Genomic DNA, 17,482 nt, shown 5'->3' with positions numbered 1-17,482 from the left:
TTCTGTGGGCTCAGCCCCAGCCGCGCCAGCAACGTCCCGACGCTGGCCAGACTCAACCGTGCGGCAAACTTCTTCTCGATTAGTTCACGCACGACCTGCCGCGTCCACAAACCGAAGTCGAAGCCATGCTGGCCAGGGTTCTTGCCATTAACCCAGCCGAACACCTGGCGCTCCTGCGCCGGCGTCAACGTCCGCGGACGACCGCTGCCCTTACGCGTCATCAATGCGCCAGCGCCGCCCTCCTGTGCTCGCGCCAGCACTTTGTACGCCCAGCCGCGATGCAACCCGAACGACGAGGCCACTTCGGCCGGCGATTCGCCTTCGCCCATCCGTTGCAACGCCATCAGGCGCATTTCTTCCAGCGCTGCCCGAGATACCAAACGTCCGTCTCTCTTCTTTATGGATGGTTGGACAGCAGACGTCGACATTTGTTCGGTGAATTCAACTCCGATTCGCAACGCTTTTGAGGACCTGGCATTGTCGTAAATGTCCTCGCACATCCTGGCATGGCCGTAGATGAAGCGTCACAACTCATGGTGATCCTTCCCAGAAATTCGAAGCTCGTGGCCGAACTATGGGCGCCCAGCTCGGCGGTCGGTCTGTTACAGGTCGGTAAGCCTGTGGACATTAGCTACGATGCATTTCCTGCCGCTAGGGACATGTCAGTGCACAGATGCGATTGGATACGAGCGCGCGCCCGCTGCAACGCCGGTGCACTGCATGGGACCCATATCGGAACGAAAGATCAGCACATGGTTGTCGCCTTCCACGCGCATGCGTCATGCAATCAATGCACTCGTTGAGTGACCCACGCTTGTTTCAGCGCAGGCCATGCACAAGCCACAGCTTGTCTCAGGCAGACGCACGCAGCGGCTGCCGGCTCACCACATCGCGCGCCTGCACGATAGCGTCGATCAGCGCCTGCACCTGCTGCGGCGTATGCAGCGCGGACAGCGTCACGCGCAAGCGCGCCTTGCCTTCGGGCACGGTGGGCGGACGAATGGCGCCGACCATGAAACCCGCCTGTTCCAGTGCGGCCGACATCGCCATGACGGTCGCTTCTTCACCGCACAGCAAGGGCTGGATCGGCGTGTCGGACGCCATCAGTTCGAAGCCATGCTTGCGCGCGCCATCGCGGAACGCAGCAATCAATTCGACCAGGCGCGCACGCCGCCAATCGTCGCGACGCGCCAGGCGCACGGCTGCCAGCGTGGCGGCGACTTGGGCCGGTGGCAATGCAGTGGTGTAAATGTACGGGCGCGCGGTTTCGGCCAGATGGCGCACCAGCGCGTCGTCGCCAACAACAACCGCGCCGTAGCCACCGAGCGCTTTGCCCAGGGTCACCAACTGCAACGGCACTTCGGCCACGCCCAGCCCGGCATCGGCCACGCAGCCGCGACCCTGGGGGCCGAGCACGCCAACACCGTGCGCGTCGTCCACATAAAACAGGGCGTCCTGCATGCGGGCCACCAGGCTCAACGCGCGCAGCGGCGCGACATCGCCATCCATGCTGAAAACAGCGTCGCTGGCCAGCATCGCCGCACCCTCGGGCGCGCCTTTGAGCTGACGCATCGCGCCTTCCACATCCAGATGTGGATAGCGTCGCAGCCGGCAGCCAGCCAGCCGTGTGGCGTCGAGCAGGCTGGCGTGATTGAGCCGGTCCTGCACGCAGACATCGTCTTCTTCGCTGAGCAGTGCCTGTTGCACCGCCAGATTGGCGATGAAACCGTTGCCGAACAGCAACGCCGATGGATAGCCCAGCCACTCGGCGATTTCGCGCTCAAGCGTTTCGTGCGCGGTGTGGTGGCCGCAGATCAGATGCGAGGCGGTGGCACCGGCGCCATCGCGGGCAGCGGCATCCTGCAGCGCGGCGATCACTTCGAACTGTTGCGACAGGCCTAGATAGTCGTTGGAGCAGAACCCGGTCAGCCAGCGGCCGTCGATTTCCAGCCGCACGCCATCGCGGCGGCCGACCTGTCGCCGCACCCGCACCCGGTCCTGGGCCACATGCAATTTACGTAGCGACGAAATCCGTCCGTGCAGATCGGGGCGAGCCATGGGAGCGTTCAACGGCAGAGAAGGGCCGCTAGCGTAGCGTGCCGGGCTCAGCGCGCCCAGCCGGCACCGACGACCGGTGCCGGACGCCGGCTCAGGCGGTATGCTCGCAGGCCGCGCTGCGGGTGATCTCCGCATGCACGGTAGCGGGGTGATCGTGCTCGGCCGCATCGACGGTGATCTGCATCGGGCGCAGACCCAGGCGCTGGAACAGCGTCTGGTCGCGCTCGGTATCCGGGTTGCCGGTGGTGAGCAGTTTTTCGCCGTAGAAGATCGAATTGGCACCGGCCAGGAAGCACAGCGCCTGCAGTTCGTCGCTCATTGCTTCGCGGCCGGCGGACAGGCGCACCATCGACTTGGGCATGGCGATGCGCGCAACCGCGATCATGCGCACGAACTCGAACGGGTCCAGCTGCTGGGTGCCGTGCAGTGGAGTACCGGGCACCTGCACCAGCTGATTGATCGGCACCGAATCCGGATGCGCCGGCAGCGTGGCCAGCGCCAGCAGCAGGCCGATGCGGTGGTCGCGGGTTTCGCCCATGCCGACGATGCCGCCGCAGCAGGTCTTCAGACCGACATCGCGGACATGCTCCAGCGTGTTCAGGCGGTCCTGGTACTGGCGGGTGTGAATGATGGTGTCGTAATAATCCGGCGCGGTGTCCAGATTGTGGTTGTAGTAGTCCAGCCCGGCATCCTTGAGCGCACGCGCCTGGCCGGCGTCGAGCATGCCGAGCGTGGCGCAGGTTTCCAGACCCATGGCTTTCACCTCGCGGATCATCGCGGCCACCTTGGGGATGTCGCGCTCCTTGGGCGAGCGCCAGGCGGCGCCCATGCAGAAACGCGAGGCGCCAGCCGCCTTGGCCTGACGCGCCTTGGCCACGACCTCTTCGGTCTCCAGCAGCTTCTGCGCGGTCACGCCGGTGTCGTAGCGCTGCGCCTGCGGGCAATACGCGCAGTCTTCCGGGCAACCGCCGGTCTTGACCGACAGCAGTGTGGAGACCTGCACTTCAGCCGGATCGAAATGGGCGCGATGCACGCTGGCGGCGCGGTGCAGCAGCTCCGGAAACGGCAGATCGAACAGCGCCTGCAGCTCTTTGTGATCCCAGTCATGGCGGACGACAACAGACATCGGAGTTTCCTGACAGTCAGCGGCTTGAAAGCAAGGCAGTCTGGTGAGCATGGGAGATGCTGTCAACGTCAATCAGGTGCGATCGGTTTACAGGTGGCCGCAACGGGTGTTTCGGTTGTTGCTGCCGAGCCTGTGTCTGGTGTGCGCAGAGGCAGGCACGGCCGACGGCGATCTGTGCCCCTCCTGTCGCGCCGCCTTGCCGGATCACGGCCACGCCTGTTTATGCTGCGCCACTCAGCTGTTCGCCTCCGATGGGGTGGCCCTGTGCGGGCAATGCCTGCAGGAACCACCGCCGCTGCAGCGCGTGCATGCCTGTTTCACCTATCGCTGGCCAGTGGACGGGCTGCTGCGGCGGTTCAAATTCCACCAAGATCTGGCGGCGGGTCGCCTGCTTAGCGAGCTGATGGCCCGGCGCTGCGTGGAGCTGCCGCGCCCGCAGGCGTTGGTGCCGGTGAGCCTGCACCGGCAGCGCCTGCGCCAGCGCGGCTACGACCAGGCGCTGGAGTTGGCCAGGCCGCTCGGCCGCGCATTGCAGCTGCCGTGCCTGCCGTTGCTGCGCCGCGTGCGCGCGACCGCGCCGCAATCCGAGCTGGATGCGGTCGAGCGGCAGCGCAATCTGCGCGACGCCTTCGTCGCCCGCGGCCCGTTGCCGGCACATGTGGCGCTGGTGGATGACGTGATGACCACCGGCGCGACGCTGCACGCCGCTGCGAAGGCATTGCGAAAGGCTGGAGTGCAACGGGTGGATGCCTGGGTCTGCGCGCGGGTGCCGTGATCTAGCCTGCCGGCGCCAGCTGTGTGAGGCTTCGCCCTTACCCGCACCCCTTCCGCTCTTCCGCAGGAGAGGGGCTCTCTGTCTGACAGGACAGCGTGGTCGATAGCGATCCGGCTTCCGTGGGTGGATCGCTAAAAAAGAGATTGAGCAATTGAACAGTAGAGGCTGGCAAGTTGTGAATCCTTGCTCGCTACTTCAATGTCTGATCTTCAATCGACGAATTTCCCATCTCCATCTCCATCTCCATCTCCATCTCCATCTCCATCCCCATTCCCGAATCTAACGCCCCGCCACCGCGATGCCAACGAAGATCGCCAGGCCAACCCAGTTGTTGTGCAGGAAGGCACGGAAGCAGGGGCCGCGCTCGCGGTGGCGGGCGATGCGGAATTCGTAGGCCACCAGCAGGGCCGCAACGCCCAGACCGGCCCAGTACGCCGCACCAAGATCAGCGCGCAGGTCGACCAAGGCCAGGACTGCGAACATCAGCGCATACAAGATGCCTTGCGCGACCAGATCGAATCTGCCGAACAGGATGGCGGTGGATTTGCTGCCCATGCGGATGTCGTCGTCGCGGTCGACCATGGCGTACCAGGTGTCGTAGGCAGTTGCCCACAGGATGTTGGCGGCGTACAGCAGCCAGCCCAGAACCGGCACGCTGCCTTGCACGGCGGCGAAGGCCATCGGGATGCCCCAGCCGAACGCCATGCCCAGATAGACCTGGGGCAGGTGGGTGTGGCGCTTGAGATAGGGGTAGCTGGCGGCCAGGAAGACGCCGGGCACGCTCAGCAGCACGGTCAGCCAGTTGAGCGTGAACACCAGCGCGAAGGCCACCAACATCAGTACCACGAATACCCAGAGCGCCTCGCGCCCGGAGACCGCGCCGGTGGCCAGCGGACGCGATTTGGTGCGCTCCACGTGCGGATCCAGCCAGCGGTCGGCGTAATCGTTGATCACGCAGCCGGCCGAGCGGGTCAGCCACACCCCGGCGGTGAACACGAACAGCGTCCACAGCGGCGGCAGGCCATCGGCGGCCAGCCACAACGCCCACCAGGTAGGCCAGAGCAGCAGCAGACTCCCGATCGGGCGGTCGCCACGGACCAGCTGCCAGTACTGGCCCAGTCGCTGCGGGCACGTCAGCCCGCACGCTGCGGGCAGTCGTTCGACATCATGCTTGCTCATGCGGCAAAGGGTAGCAGCGCGGCTCGGCCGTGGTCATGTGGGCGCTGTGCGGGCGGCAATCCTGGCAATGCCCTGCCTCCGCGATGGGATACGGCTGGCCGCAGCGATCAAGGTTGCGAGCGGCCAGGGCCGTGCGTTGGTGCAGGCGGGCTGGGGCGGGCGGTGCGATTGCCCCGCAGGCTCGGCAATGACCGCGCTCAGGCGCGTGCTCAACCTGACGGTCAGGTGGGGAGCGTTGAGCAGGCTTGCATCTGGCGACGGCCGCTTGAGATGGCCGCGCCGCTGCACGTCTGGACCCTGTGCGCTTGAACCTGGGCATCCGGTGCCGCCCGGCGAATGCCCCGGCCGAGAGGCCGGTGTCATCACATCTGGAGTGACGCCGTGGCTGGCCAGGTCCCGTGTCGCCCAGCCCCATCACGCGCACGCCGGCTGTTCTGGCATAATGCGCGGCCAGGCGCTCGTAGCTCAGCCGGATAGAGTAGTGGCTTCCGAAGCCATTGGTCGGGGGTTCGAATCCCTCCGGGCGCACCAATTTCAGTTCCAGGGCTTATGCTGGGATTTAAAAGAACCCTCGAGAGATCGGGGGTTTTTTGTTGTCCGTACACAGCGAAAGGTCAACCCGGAGCCATTGGCATCCAGGCTGATCGGGCATAGATGGGCGCACCCGCCTTCAACGCAGGAGTGCAGAAGATGGATGTCCCATGCACTCAAGCGGCTTCATGGAACACTTCAACGACAGCGACCAACGCGGCGTCCTGGATATGCAAGGGTTCGACAGTCTGCGCGAAGCTGGCAAACAGACCGGCTGGCGCTTGGCTGGCGGCCGGCAGCAAATAGAGACAGCATGGACGCGGCGGGTAAGCACCCGCCGAGTTCTGCAATCAACACACCAGCATGCCTGTCCGTTGTTAACATAGGCAAAGGTATGCTTGCGCTGCGATCCCAGCGTCGCCGGCGACGCCACATCGCGTGCCGACCCGACCCCTGAAAACTGCACCAGTGCGCGCGCGGCCGAGTCCTCCAGGCAACCACCCGCTCACTGACACCGCGCCCACAGATTCTGTGCGCGCTGTTGACGCATTGGGCCGATAATGGCGCACCGCTGGCAGCACGCCAGTCTGCTGCCAGGGCGCGTATGTCTCTTTCCGTCGACTCATCGGATGCCGCCACCGCGGCAGATTCGCTTCCGCCCGCACCAGCGCACCGCCCGCGCGCACCTGCCTCGATGGTGGTGCTGGCCACGCTTGCCGTTGGCTACACGCTGTGGGCGGCGCAGACGATCATTCTGCCGATCATGCTGGCCGTGTTTTTCGCGTTGATCGGCAACCCCATCCTGCGCGGTCTGCGCAAGTTGTATATCCCGCGGTTTCTCGGCGCTTTGCTCATCCTGTGCCTGGGCCTGGCAGGCACCGTGACCCTGGCGGTGCAACTGGCCGGCCCGGCTGCCGAGTGGGCGCAACAGGCACCGCAGCACATGCAGCAGATTGCCCACGATGTGCGCAATCTCACCAAGCCGGTGATGCAGGCCAATCAGGCGGCGGAAAATTTTGCACGCGCCGCCGGTGGCGAAGGCCAGCGCGGCGTGCAGATCGTGCGCACGCAGATGGACGACCCTTACAAGGCCCTGGTCCGCACGCCCAAGCTCGCCGCGTCGGTGTTGGCGGTGGTGCTGCTGACGTTCTTCTTCATGGTCTATGGCGAAAGCCTGCAGCGGCATGCGATCGCCTTGCTGCCGAACCGCCAGCAGCAACGTTTCACCACCGAGATCATGCTGGACATCGAACGCGAGGTTTCGCGCTACGTGCTCACCATCAGCGTGATCAACACGCTGGTCGGGCTGGTGTTTGCCGGCATTTTGTATGTACTGAAGATTCCGCTGCCGGAAGCGATCTTGTGGGGCACGGTGGTAGGGTTGTTGAATTTTGCGCCGTATGTAGGTCCGTTGATCGGCGTGATGCTGATGCTGCTGATGGGCTTTGTGGAATTCCGCACTACCTTGTCCTCGCTGTTGCCGGCAATCCTGTACCTGGCACTGCACACCATCGAAGGCCAGGTGGTCACGCCCATCGTACTGGGCCGCCGCATGGCGATCTCGCCGCTGATGCTGATCCTGGGGCTGATGCTGTTCGGCTGGTTGTGGGGCATGGTCGGCCTGCTGCTGGCGGTTCCTTTGCTGGTCTGCATCAAGATGGTGCTGAGCCGGGTGGACGTCATGCAGCGCTGGGCGCGGTTGCTTGAGTAGCGGGGACTGGGGAGCCGCAAAGGCATGCATTGCGTCACTGGATCGGCTCGAAGGCCACTTGACTGCTTTTGCCACTCTCCAATCCCGACTCCGCAACCCCCTTTTCATAGCCACCGCCGTAAAATGCGGCAATGAGCTTCCACATCCGCGCCATCACCCTCGACCTCGACGATACGTTGTGGCCCTTTGCGCCGATCGGGGCGCGGATCGATCAGATGCTGTACGACTGGATGCGCGAGCACAGTCCGGTCACTGCCGAGCGCTTTCCGGTGGAGGCGATGCGCGCGCTGTGTGAGCGCAGCTTTGCCGACAACCCGCACCTGCATCACGACCTCAGCGCGCTGCGTCGGTTGACGCTGGAAATGGCGTTGCGCGAGAGCGGCGGCGATCTGGCGTTGCTGGAGCCGGCCTACGAAGTGTTCTATGCCGCACGCAACCAGGTGGAATGCTATCCGGATGTGCTCGACGCGCTGGCGCGCATCGCTGCGCACGTACCGGTGGCCGCGCTCAGTAACGGCAATGCCGATCTGCAGCGCATCGGGCTGATGCATCACTTCGCATTTCAGCTGGGCTCGCGTGAACACGGCAGCGCAAAGCCCGACCCGAGCATCTTCCTGGCCGCCTGCGGCCGGCTTGAGGTGTCTCCGGCGCACGTGCTGCATGTGGGCGACCACGTGCGCACGGACGTGCTGGGCGCGCTGGATGCAGGCCTGCGCGCTTGCTGGATCAACCGCGAAGGTGCGGTGTGGTCGCACCCCACCCAGCAACCGGATCTGGAATTCGACAGCATGACCGGGCTGGCCGATTGGCTGGACGCGCAGCCGCCGCATCCTGGCCCCGCGCACGCCGGCATCACCCTTCCCGCCTGAGCCCATTGCTCGGCGCACGGCGCCACATTCGAGGATTCCCATGTCGCACCTCACCGGTTTCATCGATTCCAACGCCGCGGCCTTGCCGCTGTATGTACTCGACCGCGAGAGCTTTACGCGCTGGTGCGCACAACAGCCCACCGGTGTGCTGTCGTGGGCGCAGGCGCAGCGTTTCGAAGCCGCACCGGGCAGCGTACTGCTGTTGCCGGGCGACAACGGGCTGGCCGGGGCGATTCTCGGTATTGGCGATCGTGCTGATGCCTACGCTTATGCGCATGCGCCGATGGCATTGCCGCCGGCCAGCCGCTGGACGCTGGCCAACCCGTTGAGTGATGCCGAGCAGGCGTTGCTGCATCTGGGCTGGGGATTGGGCGCGTATCGCTTCGCGCGTTATCGCAAGGTGCCGCGTGCGCCGGCCGAACTGGCGGCCACGCCGTCGGCACAGACGCGCGCCTTGATCGAGGCCTGCCTGCAGGTGCGCGACTGGGTCAATACGCCCACCGAAGACATGGGCCCGCAGCACCTGGAAGACGCCACGCGCGCAGTTGGCCAAGCGCATGGCGCTCAGGTCGATGCGATTGTCGGCGAGGCGTTGCTGGCGCAGAACTTCCCCACCATCCATACGGTGGGGCGCGCGTCGCATCGCGCGCCGCGCTTGATTGAGTTGCAGTGGGGCGACACGGCCCATCCGCATCTGGTGCTGGTCGGCAAGGGTGTGTGCTTCGACACCGGCGGGCTGGATCTGAAGCCGGCCGATGGCATGCGCAACATGAAGAAGGACATGGGCGGTGCGGCGCATGCGTTGGCGCTGGCCGGGCTGGTGATGGCGCAGCAGTTGCCGGTGCGGTTGACGCTGCTGATTGCGGCAGTGGAAAACGCGGTGGGCCCGGATGCGTTCCGCCCTGGCGAGGTGATCACCACCCGCGCCGGTGTGACGGTGGAAGTGGACAACACCGATGCCGAAGGCCGCCTGGTGCTGTGCGATGCGCTGAGCTATGCCACCGAGCAGCGCCCGGACCTGATCCTGGATTTCGCCACCCTCACCGGCGCGGCGCGGATCGCGCTGGGCCCTGACCTGCCGGCGCTATTCGCCAACGACGATGCGCTGGCACAGGCCTGGATCAACGCCGGCGAACAGACCCGCGACCCGGTGTGGCGCATGCCGCTATGGCGTCCGTATCTGCGCTATCTCAACAGCCATGTCGCCGATATGGCAAACGCCGGCTCGCGCATGGCTGGCGCCGTCACCGCCGCGCTGTATCTGGAACGCTTCGTGGCACCCGGCCAGCCGTGGGCGCATCTGGACGTCTACGCCTGGAACGACAGCGACCGCCCTGGCCGCCCCGCCGGCGGCGAAGCACTGGCCCTGCGCTCGGCGTTCGCGATGCTGCAGCAACGTTACGGAAGTTGAGCGCGGCCAGCGCTGCTGTCACGCTGCGGCGAACACAGCGCTTCCGCTGCGCGGGTCATCCCTGGTTACGCAACAATGGCGCGATCGTGCGCATGCGTGTCTGCGTCGCCGGGCCGATCAATGCAAATGCGGTATCGCCTTCAGCCCAGTATTGTGCCAACAGACGGCCATCGCGGCGCTCGCCGGTCGGCATCGGTCCGCTGCGTGGACGCAGATACAGGCCAATGCGCGCAATTGGCACGCTATACACCAGCATCGCGGCCGCGCCTTCCAGCATGAACAGCAATTGCCCACCGCGCAGCGTATGGCCTTGCGCGCGCAGATCCGGCACGACGCCGGCATTGCCGAAATACGTGCGCAACCACGGTTGCAACTCCGCACGGCGCTGCACGTCCAACGCAACGCCCTGCTGCGTGCCGGCATCGGCGAACAGGCGATAAGCGGCGACGGCAGCGGCCATCGGCACGCGTTGGCTGGCGACCCGGCTCGCATGCAGCTGCCAGCCCAGTCCGGTACCCAAGCCCAGTGCCAGCACGCAACTGGCGGCCACAGCAAACACGGCGCGACGGCGTTGTTGCAGGCCACGGCGAATCGCCGCAGGCGTGAGTGCATGGCGCCCATCTCCGGTGCAAGGCCGGCATGCGCGGCACGTAGCGCTTCGGCATCGCGCTTCCAGCCAGCCAGCCACGCGCGCGGCCGGCGCGGGATGCGCCTGCAACCAGGCCGCCACTGCTGCGTGTTGCTGCGGGGCAAGGCGGCCATCGACATAGGCGTGCAACGCGTGTTCGTCGGGCGGTGCGATGGTCATTTCAGGATCCTCGATGCAGGTGCGTGGTTCACGTGACCTTCGTTGACTGCGCGCAAGCGTTCGCGCGCACGCGACAGGCGCGAGATCACCGTGCTAATCGGGATGCCGAGGGTGTCTGCCACCTGGCGATCACTGAAACCCTCCACGCTGACCAAGAGCAACAAGGCGCGCTGCTCGGGTGGCAACAACGCCAGACGGGCCAACATGGCGCGACCGTCGTGCACCTGTTCGGCGGATGCGGATTGGCTGGGCTGTTGTGGGGCGAACAGACCCACCACCCGCTGCCAGCGCGCGACACGGCGCTGCCCATCCAGAAACTGCCGGTACAAAATGGCGAACAACCACGGCTGCAGGGCGTCGGCGGTATGCCGTGTGCGCCACCGCCGCAGCGCACGCTCGAGTGTGGCTTGCACCAGATCGTCGGCGCTGGCGGGGTCGCCACTCAGCGAGCGCGCGAAGCGGCGCAGCGCCGGCAGCATGGCGCGCAGTTGGTCATCGTCCAGAGCATCCATTGGCAGGTTTTGGTGGTGGCATCACGCAGTGGACGCACTGAAGCGCGGATGATTCCCACCATTCGTGCGCGTGCCACACTATTATTGGCGATCAAGGGAATAACTCGGCGCACACGTCGTCTCACTGCATCGACCACTCACAGCATCGACCACAGGAGCCAGCCATGACGTTGCCACCTCCCTCGCCCCCGCGTGCGCGCAGCCCCGTGCTGCCGTTGTTGGGGATTGCCGCGATTGCCGGCGGCGTTGCGCTGGCGTTTGCCTGGACGGCCGGCTGGATCGGCAGCGACCGGCTCACTGCCGCACGCATGACCGACACCATCGAATCCAGCGGGCCGCCGCATCCGGGCTTCCGCCGTGCGCATACCAAGGGTGTCTGCGTGAGCGGGCACTTCCAGTCCAGCGGCAAGGCCACCTGGCTGTCGTCGGCACGCATCTTCAGCCAGCCCAGCACGCCGGTGCTGGGACGCATGTCGATCGGCGGCGGCGACCCGCACGGGCCCGACGGGCAGGCGCGCGTACGCAGCATGGCGCTGCTGTTGCGCAGCGACGATGGGCAGCAATGGCGCACGGCGATGAACAGTTTTCCGTTCTTCGTGGTCGCCACGCCGGCCGGCTTTCAGGCACTCAATGTGGCCTCCAAGCCAGACCCGGCCACCGGCAAGCCGGACCCGGAAAAACTGGCGGCGTTCGGCAAGCAATATCCGGAGGCAGCAAAGTTCCAGCAGTGGGCCAAGACCGCGCCGTGGTCGGACAGCTGGGCCAACACGCAGTACAACGGCGTCAACGCGTTCCGCGCGATTGCCGGCGATGGACGCGAACGCTACATCCGCTGGTCGATGCGCCCGCAGACGCCGTTCAAGGAATTGAGCGCCGAACAACGCAAGCAGGCCGATGGCGATTTTCTCGCCACCGATCTGGATGCGCGGCTGACGCAGGGGCCGCTGCGTTGGGACATGGTGCTGACCATCGCCGAGCCCGGCGATGCGGTGGACGACCCGTCGCAGCCGTGGCCGGACAGCCGCAAGCAGATCGTGGCCGGGACGCTCTTGATCGAGCGTGCGCAGCCGCAGGCCACCGGCCCGTGCCGCGATCTCAATTACGACCCGTTGATCTTGCCCAAGGGCCTTGCCGCATCGAATGACCCGATTCTGGCGGCACGCTCGTCGGTGTATTCGCAATCGTTCAATCGCCGCGAGCGCGAGATCGCTGACGGCCAAGGCAGCGCCGCCACCGGCCAGGGAGCACGCCAATGAGCAGACGCACCCACTTCAATCTGCCTGCGCGCGTATTGCATTGGCTGATGGCCGCGATGATCCTGACCATGCTGTTCGTCGGTGTGGGCATGGTGGCCTCGGTGACGCAACGGCCGTGGTTGATCGATCTGCATCGCCCGCTGGGCATCGCGATTTTGATCCTGGCAGTACTGCGCTTGATCAACCGCTTGCGCCATCGCCCACCGCCGCTGCCGGCCGATCTGCCGGCGTGGCAGAAGGCCGCCGCGATTGCCTCGCATTGGCTGCTGTATGCATTGATGCTGGGCATGCCATTGATCGGCTGGGCGATGTTGTCGGCCGGCGGCTACCCGATCGTGCTGTGGCCGGGCGCGAACCTGCCGGCGATCGCACCGCACGACCCTGCGCTGTATGCCTGGCTGCGCAGCGCGCATGGCTGGCTGGCGTATCTGTTGTTCGCCACCGTGCTGGGGCATCTGAGCGCAGCCCTGTTCCATGCCTGGGTGCGCCGCGACGGCGTGTTTTCCAGCATGGCGCTTGGGGAGCGGTGACTCTTTCACATGAGCCTTTGATCACGCAGGTGGAGCACGGACCCAGCTTGCACTGAGCGAGCCCTTTGCCTTGCCCTGGACAGCAGGGCTCGCTCATTGGCAGAGTCCGTCAGCAACAGTGCGTTAGAGCCGCCTATCTACAGGTGGCTTCAACTCTGACGTGCGCCCAGCACGATCAGCCGCAAACTGCGTCGCAACCAGCACGCTGTGCAGTATCGGCCCGATCACGCGCAGCGCATCAGCGCCCATCGGCGCACGCAGGCCAGCCGGCGTCCACGCATCGACGCCGAGCGCATCCGCCAGATCGAGGTTCTGCTGAGGGAGGACGTCAGTCCCGAACAGATTGCCGGCCGCACCGGCTTGGCCAGTCACGCAGGGATCTATCGGCACATCGACGCCGACCAGAAGCGCGATGGTCGGTTATTCATGCATCTACGCAAACGCCGCCGCAAACGCCGTCGGCGTGGCGTGCGCGTGCGTGCAGCGCGTTTGCTGATCGCCACGACCGTGCGCGAGGTGTAGGCGGGCCATTGGCCCGCCGGGATTCGGGAGTCGGGAGTGGTGACAGCTGCGGCAGCGCATCTGGCTGCCGCAGCTGAACACAGGGCAGGCTGTCATCGTTCTGTCACCGCAATGCGGTAGATGCGCGGGCCGGGCAGGCCGTAGTCTGCTCGGCCGTTTGTTCCATCGATCAATCGCGATGACGCGCCTGCTTCTGCTGGTCTGCGCCTGCCTGTGGCTGGCCGGCTGTTCCTCTCCTTCGACCTCGCTCAGCGAGCGCCTGGTTGCGCCCGGTGGCACCTCGCCGCTGCTGGACGAAGAACGCATCGCCGCCACCATCGCCACGGTGCCCAACCGCAGCGGGCATGTGCTGACGCGCGATGGCGTGCCGATCTTCTGGCGTGCGATCGACCCCGGCCAGTACGCCATGCAGTACCGCTACATGGGTCAGCGCAACGACCCGGCGCATGCGCTGGATGTGGATTTCAGTTTCAAGGTTCCGACCGCTGTGCCGCCGACACCACGCGGCACGGTGGTGGTGCTGCATGGTTGGATGATGGATGGCGATTCGCTGCTGCCCTGGTCGCTGCAGCTCGCGCAGGCCGGCTATCGCGTGGTCACCATCGACCTGCGTAACCACGGCCATTCCGGCGGCGGGCCGTCCGGCTACGGCACGCGCGAATCCGATGACGTCATCGATGTGATCGATGCACTGCAGCCACGCGGCGAAATCCGCGGGCCGCTGTATCTGTTCGGTATTTCCTACGGCGCGGCCACCGCGCTGTTCACTGCCGACAAACTCGGCCCACGCGTGACCGGCGTGGTGGCGATGGAATCCTTCGCCAATGCCGGGCGCGGCATTCGCGACATGGTGCCGCACATGCTCTCCAGCCAACCGCACGGATGGCGCGGGCGGGCGGTGGCCGCGTATGCGCGCTGGCGCTATGCCGACCAAAATATCGACGCGGTGATTGCAGCGGCCGATACCCAGCTCAAGTTGGATCTGGACCATGTCGATGTCGCACACGCTCTGGCCGACACGCGCAGCTGCGTGCTGCTGTTGCATGGCGATGCCGATCAGCACATTCCAGTAACCCATGGCCGCGCACTCGCCTTGGCCAGTGCGCGTGCGCATTACGTCGAGCTCGCTGGCGAAAACCATTTGAGTCTGCCGCTGCGGCTTGACCTGCTCGGCGGGCCGATCGATCAATGGCTGGCGCAGGTGCAAGAAGACCCCAGCCATTGCCCTGCGCCGCAAACGCTGCCCGCTTCCACGCTGGCCGTCGCCAGCCCCCTGGCAGTGCCGCAGAGTTGAGCACGGCAATCGCGGCACGCTGACGCGCAGCCTTCGCGCTGCTCCACGCCACACGCATCGCATGCAGCGTGGCGCTGACTCAGCGCGCCGCCACCGGCTGACGCGAACGCAGTACGCTGTCTCCAACGAACAACAGCAAGCCGACCCAGATCGCGGCAAAGCCCATCGCGCGCCCTTGGTCGAACGGCTCGTGGAAGAACCACACGCCCAGCAGCAGCTGCAGGCTCGGCGCGATGTATTGCAAGATGCCCACCAACGACAGCGGAATGCGCCGCACGCCGTAAGCGAAGCCGATCAACGGCAGCGCCGTCACCACACCACCGAAGATCAGCATCGCATCGGTGCGCAGGCTCCAGCCGCTCAGGAACGCGCCGCCGTGGCCCTGCTCGCCCCAGGCCGCCAGCAGCAACGCCGGCACGAACAGATACACGCTTTCCACGCCCAGCCCGGCCACCGGATCCACTGCCACCAATTTGCGCAGCAGCCCGTAAATACCGAACGACACCGCCAGCCCCAGCGCAATCCACGGCGGCGCACCGGCAACGATGGTCAGCCACAGCACGCCCACTGCCGCGCACACCACCGCCACCCACTGGATGCGACGCAGGCGCTCTTTCAACACCAGCACGCCCAGCAAGACGCTCAGCAGTGGATTGATGAAGTACCCCAGGCTGGCCTCGATGACATGCCCGGCGTTGATCGCCCAGATGTACAGGCCCCAGTTGAACGCGATCGCCACGCTGCTGCCGGCCAGCATCCACAATGCACGCGGCTGCGCGGCAATGCTGCGCCACCAGCGCAGGCCCAAGCTCGCCAGCAGCCACACCACCACCAGCACCGTGCTCCACACGATGCGGTGGGCAATGATCTGCAGCGACGGCACCGCCTTGAGCAGATGCCAATACAGCGGCACCAGCCCCCACAGCACGAAGGTGGACGCGGTGATCAGTAGCCCGCGCCGCGCCTCCTGTGGCGAGACCGTGCTCATCGCCGCGCCTTGGCGAAGATGACTACCAACACGCCCGCCAGGATCACCGCCATCGCAGCGATGTCCTGCGCGCGGAAGCGCTCCTGGCCCAGCCAGGCGCCCAGGCTCACCGCAATCACCGGGTAGGCGTAGCTGCCGGCCAAGGCCGGACGCACGTGATGCAGCAACCCCACGTAAGCGGTGAACGCCACGATCGCGCCGAACACCCATCGGTATGCCACGGCCAACACGCCTTGCGGGCTCGGCCATGCCTGTGGGCGCTCGCCGATCAGCAAGCCGGTGCTGACCAGCAGCACGCCACCGCACAGCATCTGTCCAGCGGCGGTCATGAACGGCGACGGCAGATCGCGTCCGCACGACCACACCGAGCCGAACGCCCAGCCGATCGGTGCGATCAGCAGCAACACCAACCCACCCGGCGTCGCGGTCAAACGGGTGCTGGCGTTGAACCACACCATGCCCACAAAGCCGATCACAATGCCCAACCATTCGCCGCCGCTGGCATGCTGCCCGCGCAATGCACCGACGGCACCGTCGCCACCGCCGTGGCGGCCAGCCCGGACGACACGCTGCGCCCGGCCGACACCACCATACCGTTGCCCAGCAGCAACAATGCCGCGCCCATCAGCGCCACGTTCTTCCATTGCGCGCGCGTGGGCGCAGCCACACTGCGCCAGCGCAGCACGCTGTAGAGCACGCTACCGGCGACGATGAAACGTATGCCGGACACCATCGTCAGCGGCTGCGCACCACTTTCCAGCGCAACGCGGATCGCCAGATAGGTCGAGCCCCACACCACGTAGACCAGCAACACGGCGAGAACGACTAACCCGCTGCGCGCAGGCGCGGCAGCATCGTGAGAGGAAGACATCGGAATCGTGCCGGGCAGTACAGCGGAAACCTCAATTCTAGAGCACATGCACACGCCCTCGTCGCACACAACCGGCAGCCGTCTATCGCGCTATGGTGCACGCCAACCCGCATCCGAGAGCGCATATGCAGCGTCGTCTTTTCTGGTTGGCCCTGGCCGCCCTGAGCGCACTGTCCACCACCACCGCAGCACGCACCCCCGAGCCTTGGGAGCTCAGCGGGAGCAAGCTGATCGACGCGGGACTGGACGGATCGCTGGCGCCGGAAATCACCGCGCCAGAGCAAGCCGAACTCAAGGTCATGCTGTCGGCCAACCGCGCTGGCGCCTATCTGCTGGGCGTTGCCAGCGCCAGCTACTGCAGCCAGTGGTGCATGCCGGTAGGAAAGGCAGGCATGCCGGACCTGCAGGCGATCATCGCCGACATCGGCGCGCTGCCCGACGCGCGCCAAGCGCAAGCCGCGCCTGACCTGATCGTCCAGGCACTGGCCAAGCGTTATCCGTGCGGCAGCGTCGCCCAGCACAAGCGTGCCGCCAGCGGCACGTAACGCAAACATCGGCAAGTCGTAGGGCACGCCTATACGTAGGCGTTCAATGCGAGAGCGTTGACCACAACACCAGCAGTCGCACTGAGAGCGACGAACACAACGTCGCGAGCAACCGTCCAATGCGCGTGGACAGTGCACAGGGTCGGCAGTGGACGCGTGAGCGAAGGCCACACCGAGCACCGACTGCGTCCGCTTGGCGTAGCGAGCAGTCACCGATGCGCGTGGACAGCACGCAGGATTCGCAGTGGACGCGTGGCACGTACCGCACGCCCGCCTGGCAATCAGCGCAGCCGTGTTGCTAGCTGGTCTTGGCCCCTTGATCGGGGGCACGCTGCCCACGCACGCCCTGCACACTTAGAGCGGCTAACAAAACGACTGCGCTCACCGCCAGGCGGGCGCGGCCGGTGCTCGGAATCCGCATGTACCACGCGCACACCCCGGTTCTGAGCGCGACGTCCGCGCCCACCTGAGCGCTGCTCGCTAGGTGTTGTTAGCC

Annotated in this window: 14 protein-coding genes, 1 tRNA gene, 1 other RNA gene and 3 pseudogenes; 11 read left to right on the top strand and 8 right to left on the bottom strand. The window is 65.9% G+C overall.

All coding sequences use genetic code 11. The annotated features are described in order from the left end of the window. From WJW29_RS09685 to bioB, 3 genes are all read right to left on the bottom strand, one after another. A partial coding sequence (locus WJW29_RS09685) for a helix-turn-helix domain-containing protein (RefSeq protein ID WP_181680088.1) occupies positions 1-428 on the bottom strand: 428 nt, incomplete at its 3' end. 424 nt (positions 429-852) lie between these two features. Then, the gene (bioF, locus tag WJW29_RS09680) at positions 853-2,226 is read right to left on the bottom strand and encodes an 8-amino-7-oxononanoate synthase (protein ID WP_027704113.1); all 1,374 of its coding nucleotides are present in this window, start codon (positions 2,224-2,226) and stop codon (positions 853-855) included. Further along, positions 2,150-3,184, bottom strand: coding sequence for a biotin synthase BioB (gene bioB, locus WJW29_RS09675; RefSeq protein ID WP_011257387.1), 1,035 nt, complete (start codon positions 3,182-3,184; stop codon positions 2,150-2,152). The genes bioF and bioB overlap by 77 nt, the downstream gene beginning before the upstream one ends. A gap of 49 nt (positions 3,185-3,233) precedes the next feature. Here bioB and WJW29_RS09670 point away from each other — a divergent pair, with 49 nt between their 5' ends. Then, positions 3,234-3,959 (top strand): ComF family protein, encoded by a 726-nt coding sequence (locus tag WJW29_RS09670; RefSeq protein ID WP_042465430.1) that lies wholly within the window; start codon positions 3,234-3,236, stop codon positions 3,957-3,959. Between the two features lie 279 nt (positions 3,960-4,238). On the opposite strand, the gene ubiA is transcribed toward WJW29_RS09670, so the two are convergent. Continuing rightward, positions 4,239-5,138: a 4-hydroxybenzoate octaprenyltransferase gene (gene ubiA, locus WJW29_RS09665; protein ID WP_011257385.1), complete on the bottom strand. Its 900-nt coding sequence runs from the start codon at positions 5,136-5,138 to the stop codon at positions 4,239-4,241. A 454-nt stretch (positions 5,139-5,592) separates the two neighbouring features. Between ubiA and WJW29_RS09660 the strand changes: the two genes are divergently transcribed. The 4 genes from WJW29_RS09660 to WJW29_RS09645 all read left to right on the top strand — a co-directional run bounded on the left by WJW29_RS09660 (position 5,593) and on the right by WJW29_RS09645 (position 9,660). Then, a tRNA-Arg gene (locus WJW29_RS09660) sits at positions 5,593-5,669 on the top strand. A 604-nt stretch (positions 5,670-6,273) separates the two neighbouring features. Continuing rightward, a complete protein-coding gene (locus tag WJW29_RS09655) occupies positions 6,274-7,380 on the top strand; it encodes an AI-2E family transporter (protein WP_011407418.1) in 1,107 nt (368 codons plus the stop codon). Positions 7,381-7,511: 131 nt separating this feature from the next. Next, complete coding sequence (locus tag WJW29_RS09650) at positions 7,512-8,249, top strand: HAD family hydrolase (protein ID WP_011257383.1); 738 nt, start codon at positions 7,512-7,514, stop codon at positions 8,247-8,249. A gap of 40 nt (positions 8,250-8,289) precedes the next feature. Continuing rightward, positions 8,290-9,660: a leucyl aminopeptidase family protein gene (locus tag WJW29_RS09645; protein WP_011257382.1), complete on the top strand. Its 1,371-nt coding sequence runs from the start codon at positions 8,290-8,292 to the stop codon at positions 9,658-9,660. Between the two features lie 55 nt (positions 9,661-9,715). Here the strand turns inward: WJW29_RS09645 and WJW29_RS09640 are convergent. Next, a pseudogene (locus tag WJW29_RS09640) lies at positions 9,716-10,468 on the bottom strand (anti-sigma factor). Beyond that, entirely contained in the window at positions 10,465-10,980 is a 516-nt protein-coding gene (locus WJW29_RS09635) for an RNA polymerase sigma factor (protein ID WP_011257380.1), read from the bottom strand. Before WJW29_RS09635 ends, WJW29_RS09640 begins: the two are co-directional and overlap by 4 nt. A gap of 164 nt (positions 10,981-11,144) precedes the next feature. On the opposite strand from WJW29_RS09635, the gene WJW29_RS09630 reads away from it, so the two are divergent. The 4 genes and pseudogenes from WJW29_RS09630 (at position 11,145) to WJW29_RS09615 (ending at position 14,582) form a co-directional block, all read left to right on the top strand. Next, positions 11,145-12,236, top strand: a complete 1,092-nt coding sequence (locus WJW29_RS09630) for a catalase family peroxidase (RefSeq protein WP_011257379.1) — start codon at positions 11,145-11,147, stop codon at positions 12,234-12,236. Then, positions 12,233-12,766: a cytochrome b gene (locus tag WJW29_RS09625; protein ID WP_011257378.1), complete on the top strand. Its 534-nt coding sequence runs from the start codon at positions 12,233-12,235 to the stop codon at positions 12,764-12,766. The genes WJW29_RS09630 and WJW29_RS09625 overlap by 4 nt, the downstream gene beginning before the upstream one ends. 159 nt (positions 12,767-12,925) lie before the next feature. Continuing rightward, a pseudogene (locus tag WJW29_RS09620) lies at positions 12,926-13,240 on the top strand (IS30 family transposase); the annotation flags it as partial. Between the two features lie 226 nt (positions 13,241-13,466). Then, positions 13,467-14,582: an alpha/beta hydrolase gene (locus WJW29_RS09615; protein WP_011407417.1), complete on the top strand. Its 1,116-nt coding sequence runs from the start codon at positions 13,467-13,469 to the stop codon at positions 14,580-14,582. A 79-nt stretch (positions 14,583-14,661) separates the two neighbouring features. Here WJW29_RS09615 and rarD read toward each other — a convergent pair whose 3' ends face one another. Continuing rightward, positions 14,662-15,570, bottom strand: coding sequence for an EamA family transporter RarD (gene rarD / locus WJW29_RS09610; protein ID WP_011257375.1), 909 nt, complete (start codon positions 15,568-15,570; stop codon positions 14,662-14,664). Next, positions 15,567-16,489 (bottom strand): annotated as a pseudogene (gene yedA / locus WJW29_RS09605) (drug/metabolite exporter YedA). Before yedA ends, rarD begins: the two are co-directional and overlap by 4 nt. A 44-nt stretch (positions 16,490-16,533) precedes the next feature. On the opposite strand from yedA, the gene WJW29_RS09600 reads away from it, so the two are divergent. Continuing rightward, complete coding sequence (locus WJW29_RS09600) at positions 16,534-16,986, top strand: Rap1a/Tai family immunity protein (protein WP_011257373.1); 453 nt, start codon at positions 16,534-16,536, stop codon at positions 16,984-16,986. Positions 16,987-17,405: 419 nt separating this feature from the next. Then, a non-coding RNA gene (locus WJW29_RS09595) (sX9 sRNA) lies at positions 17,406-17,482 on the top strand.

The organism is Xanthomonas sp. JL1 (assembly GCF_038405005.1).
The sequence above is the reverse complement of the archived record's forward strand: the minus strand, read 5'-3'. Positions and strand labels throughout refer to the sequence as shown.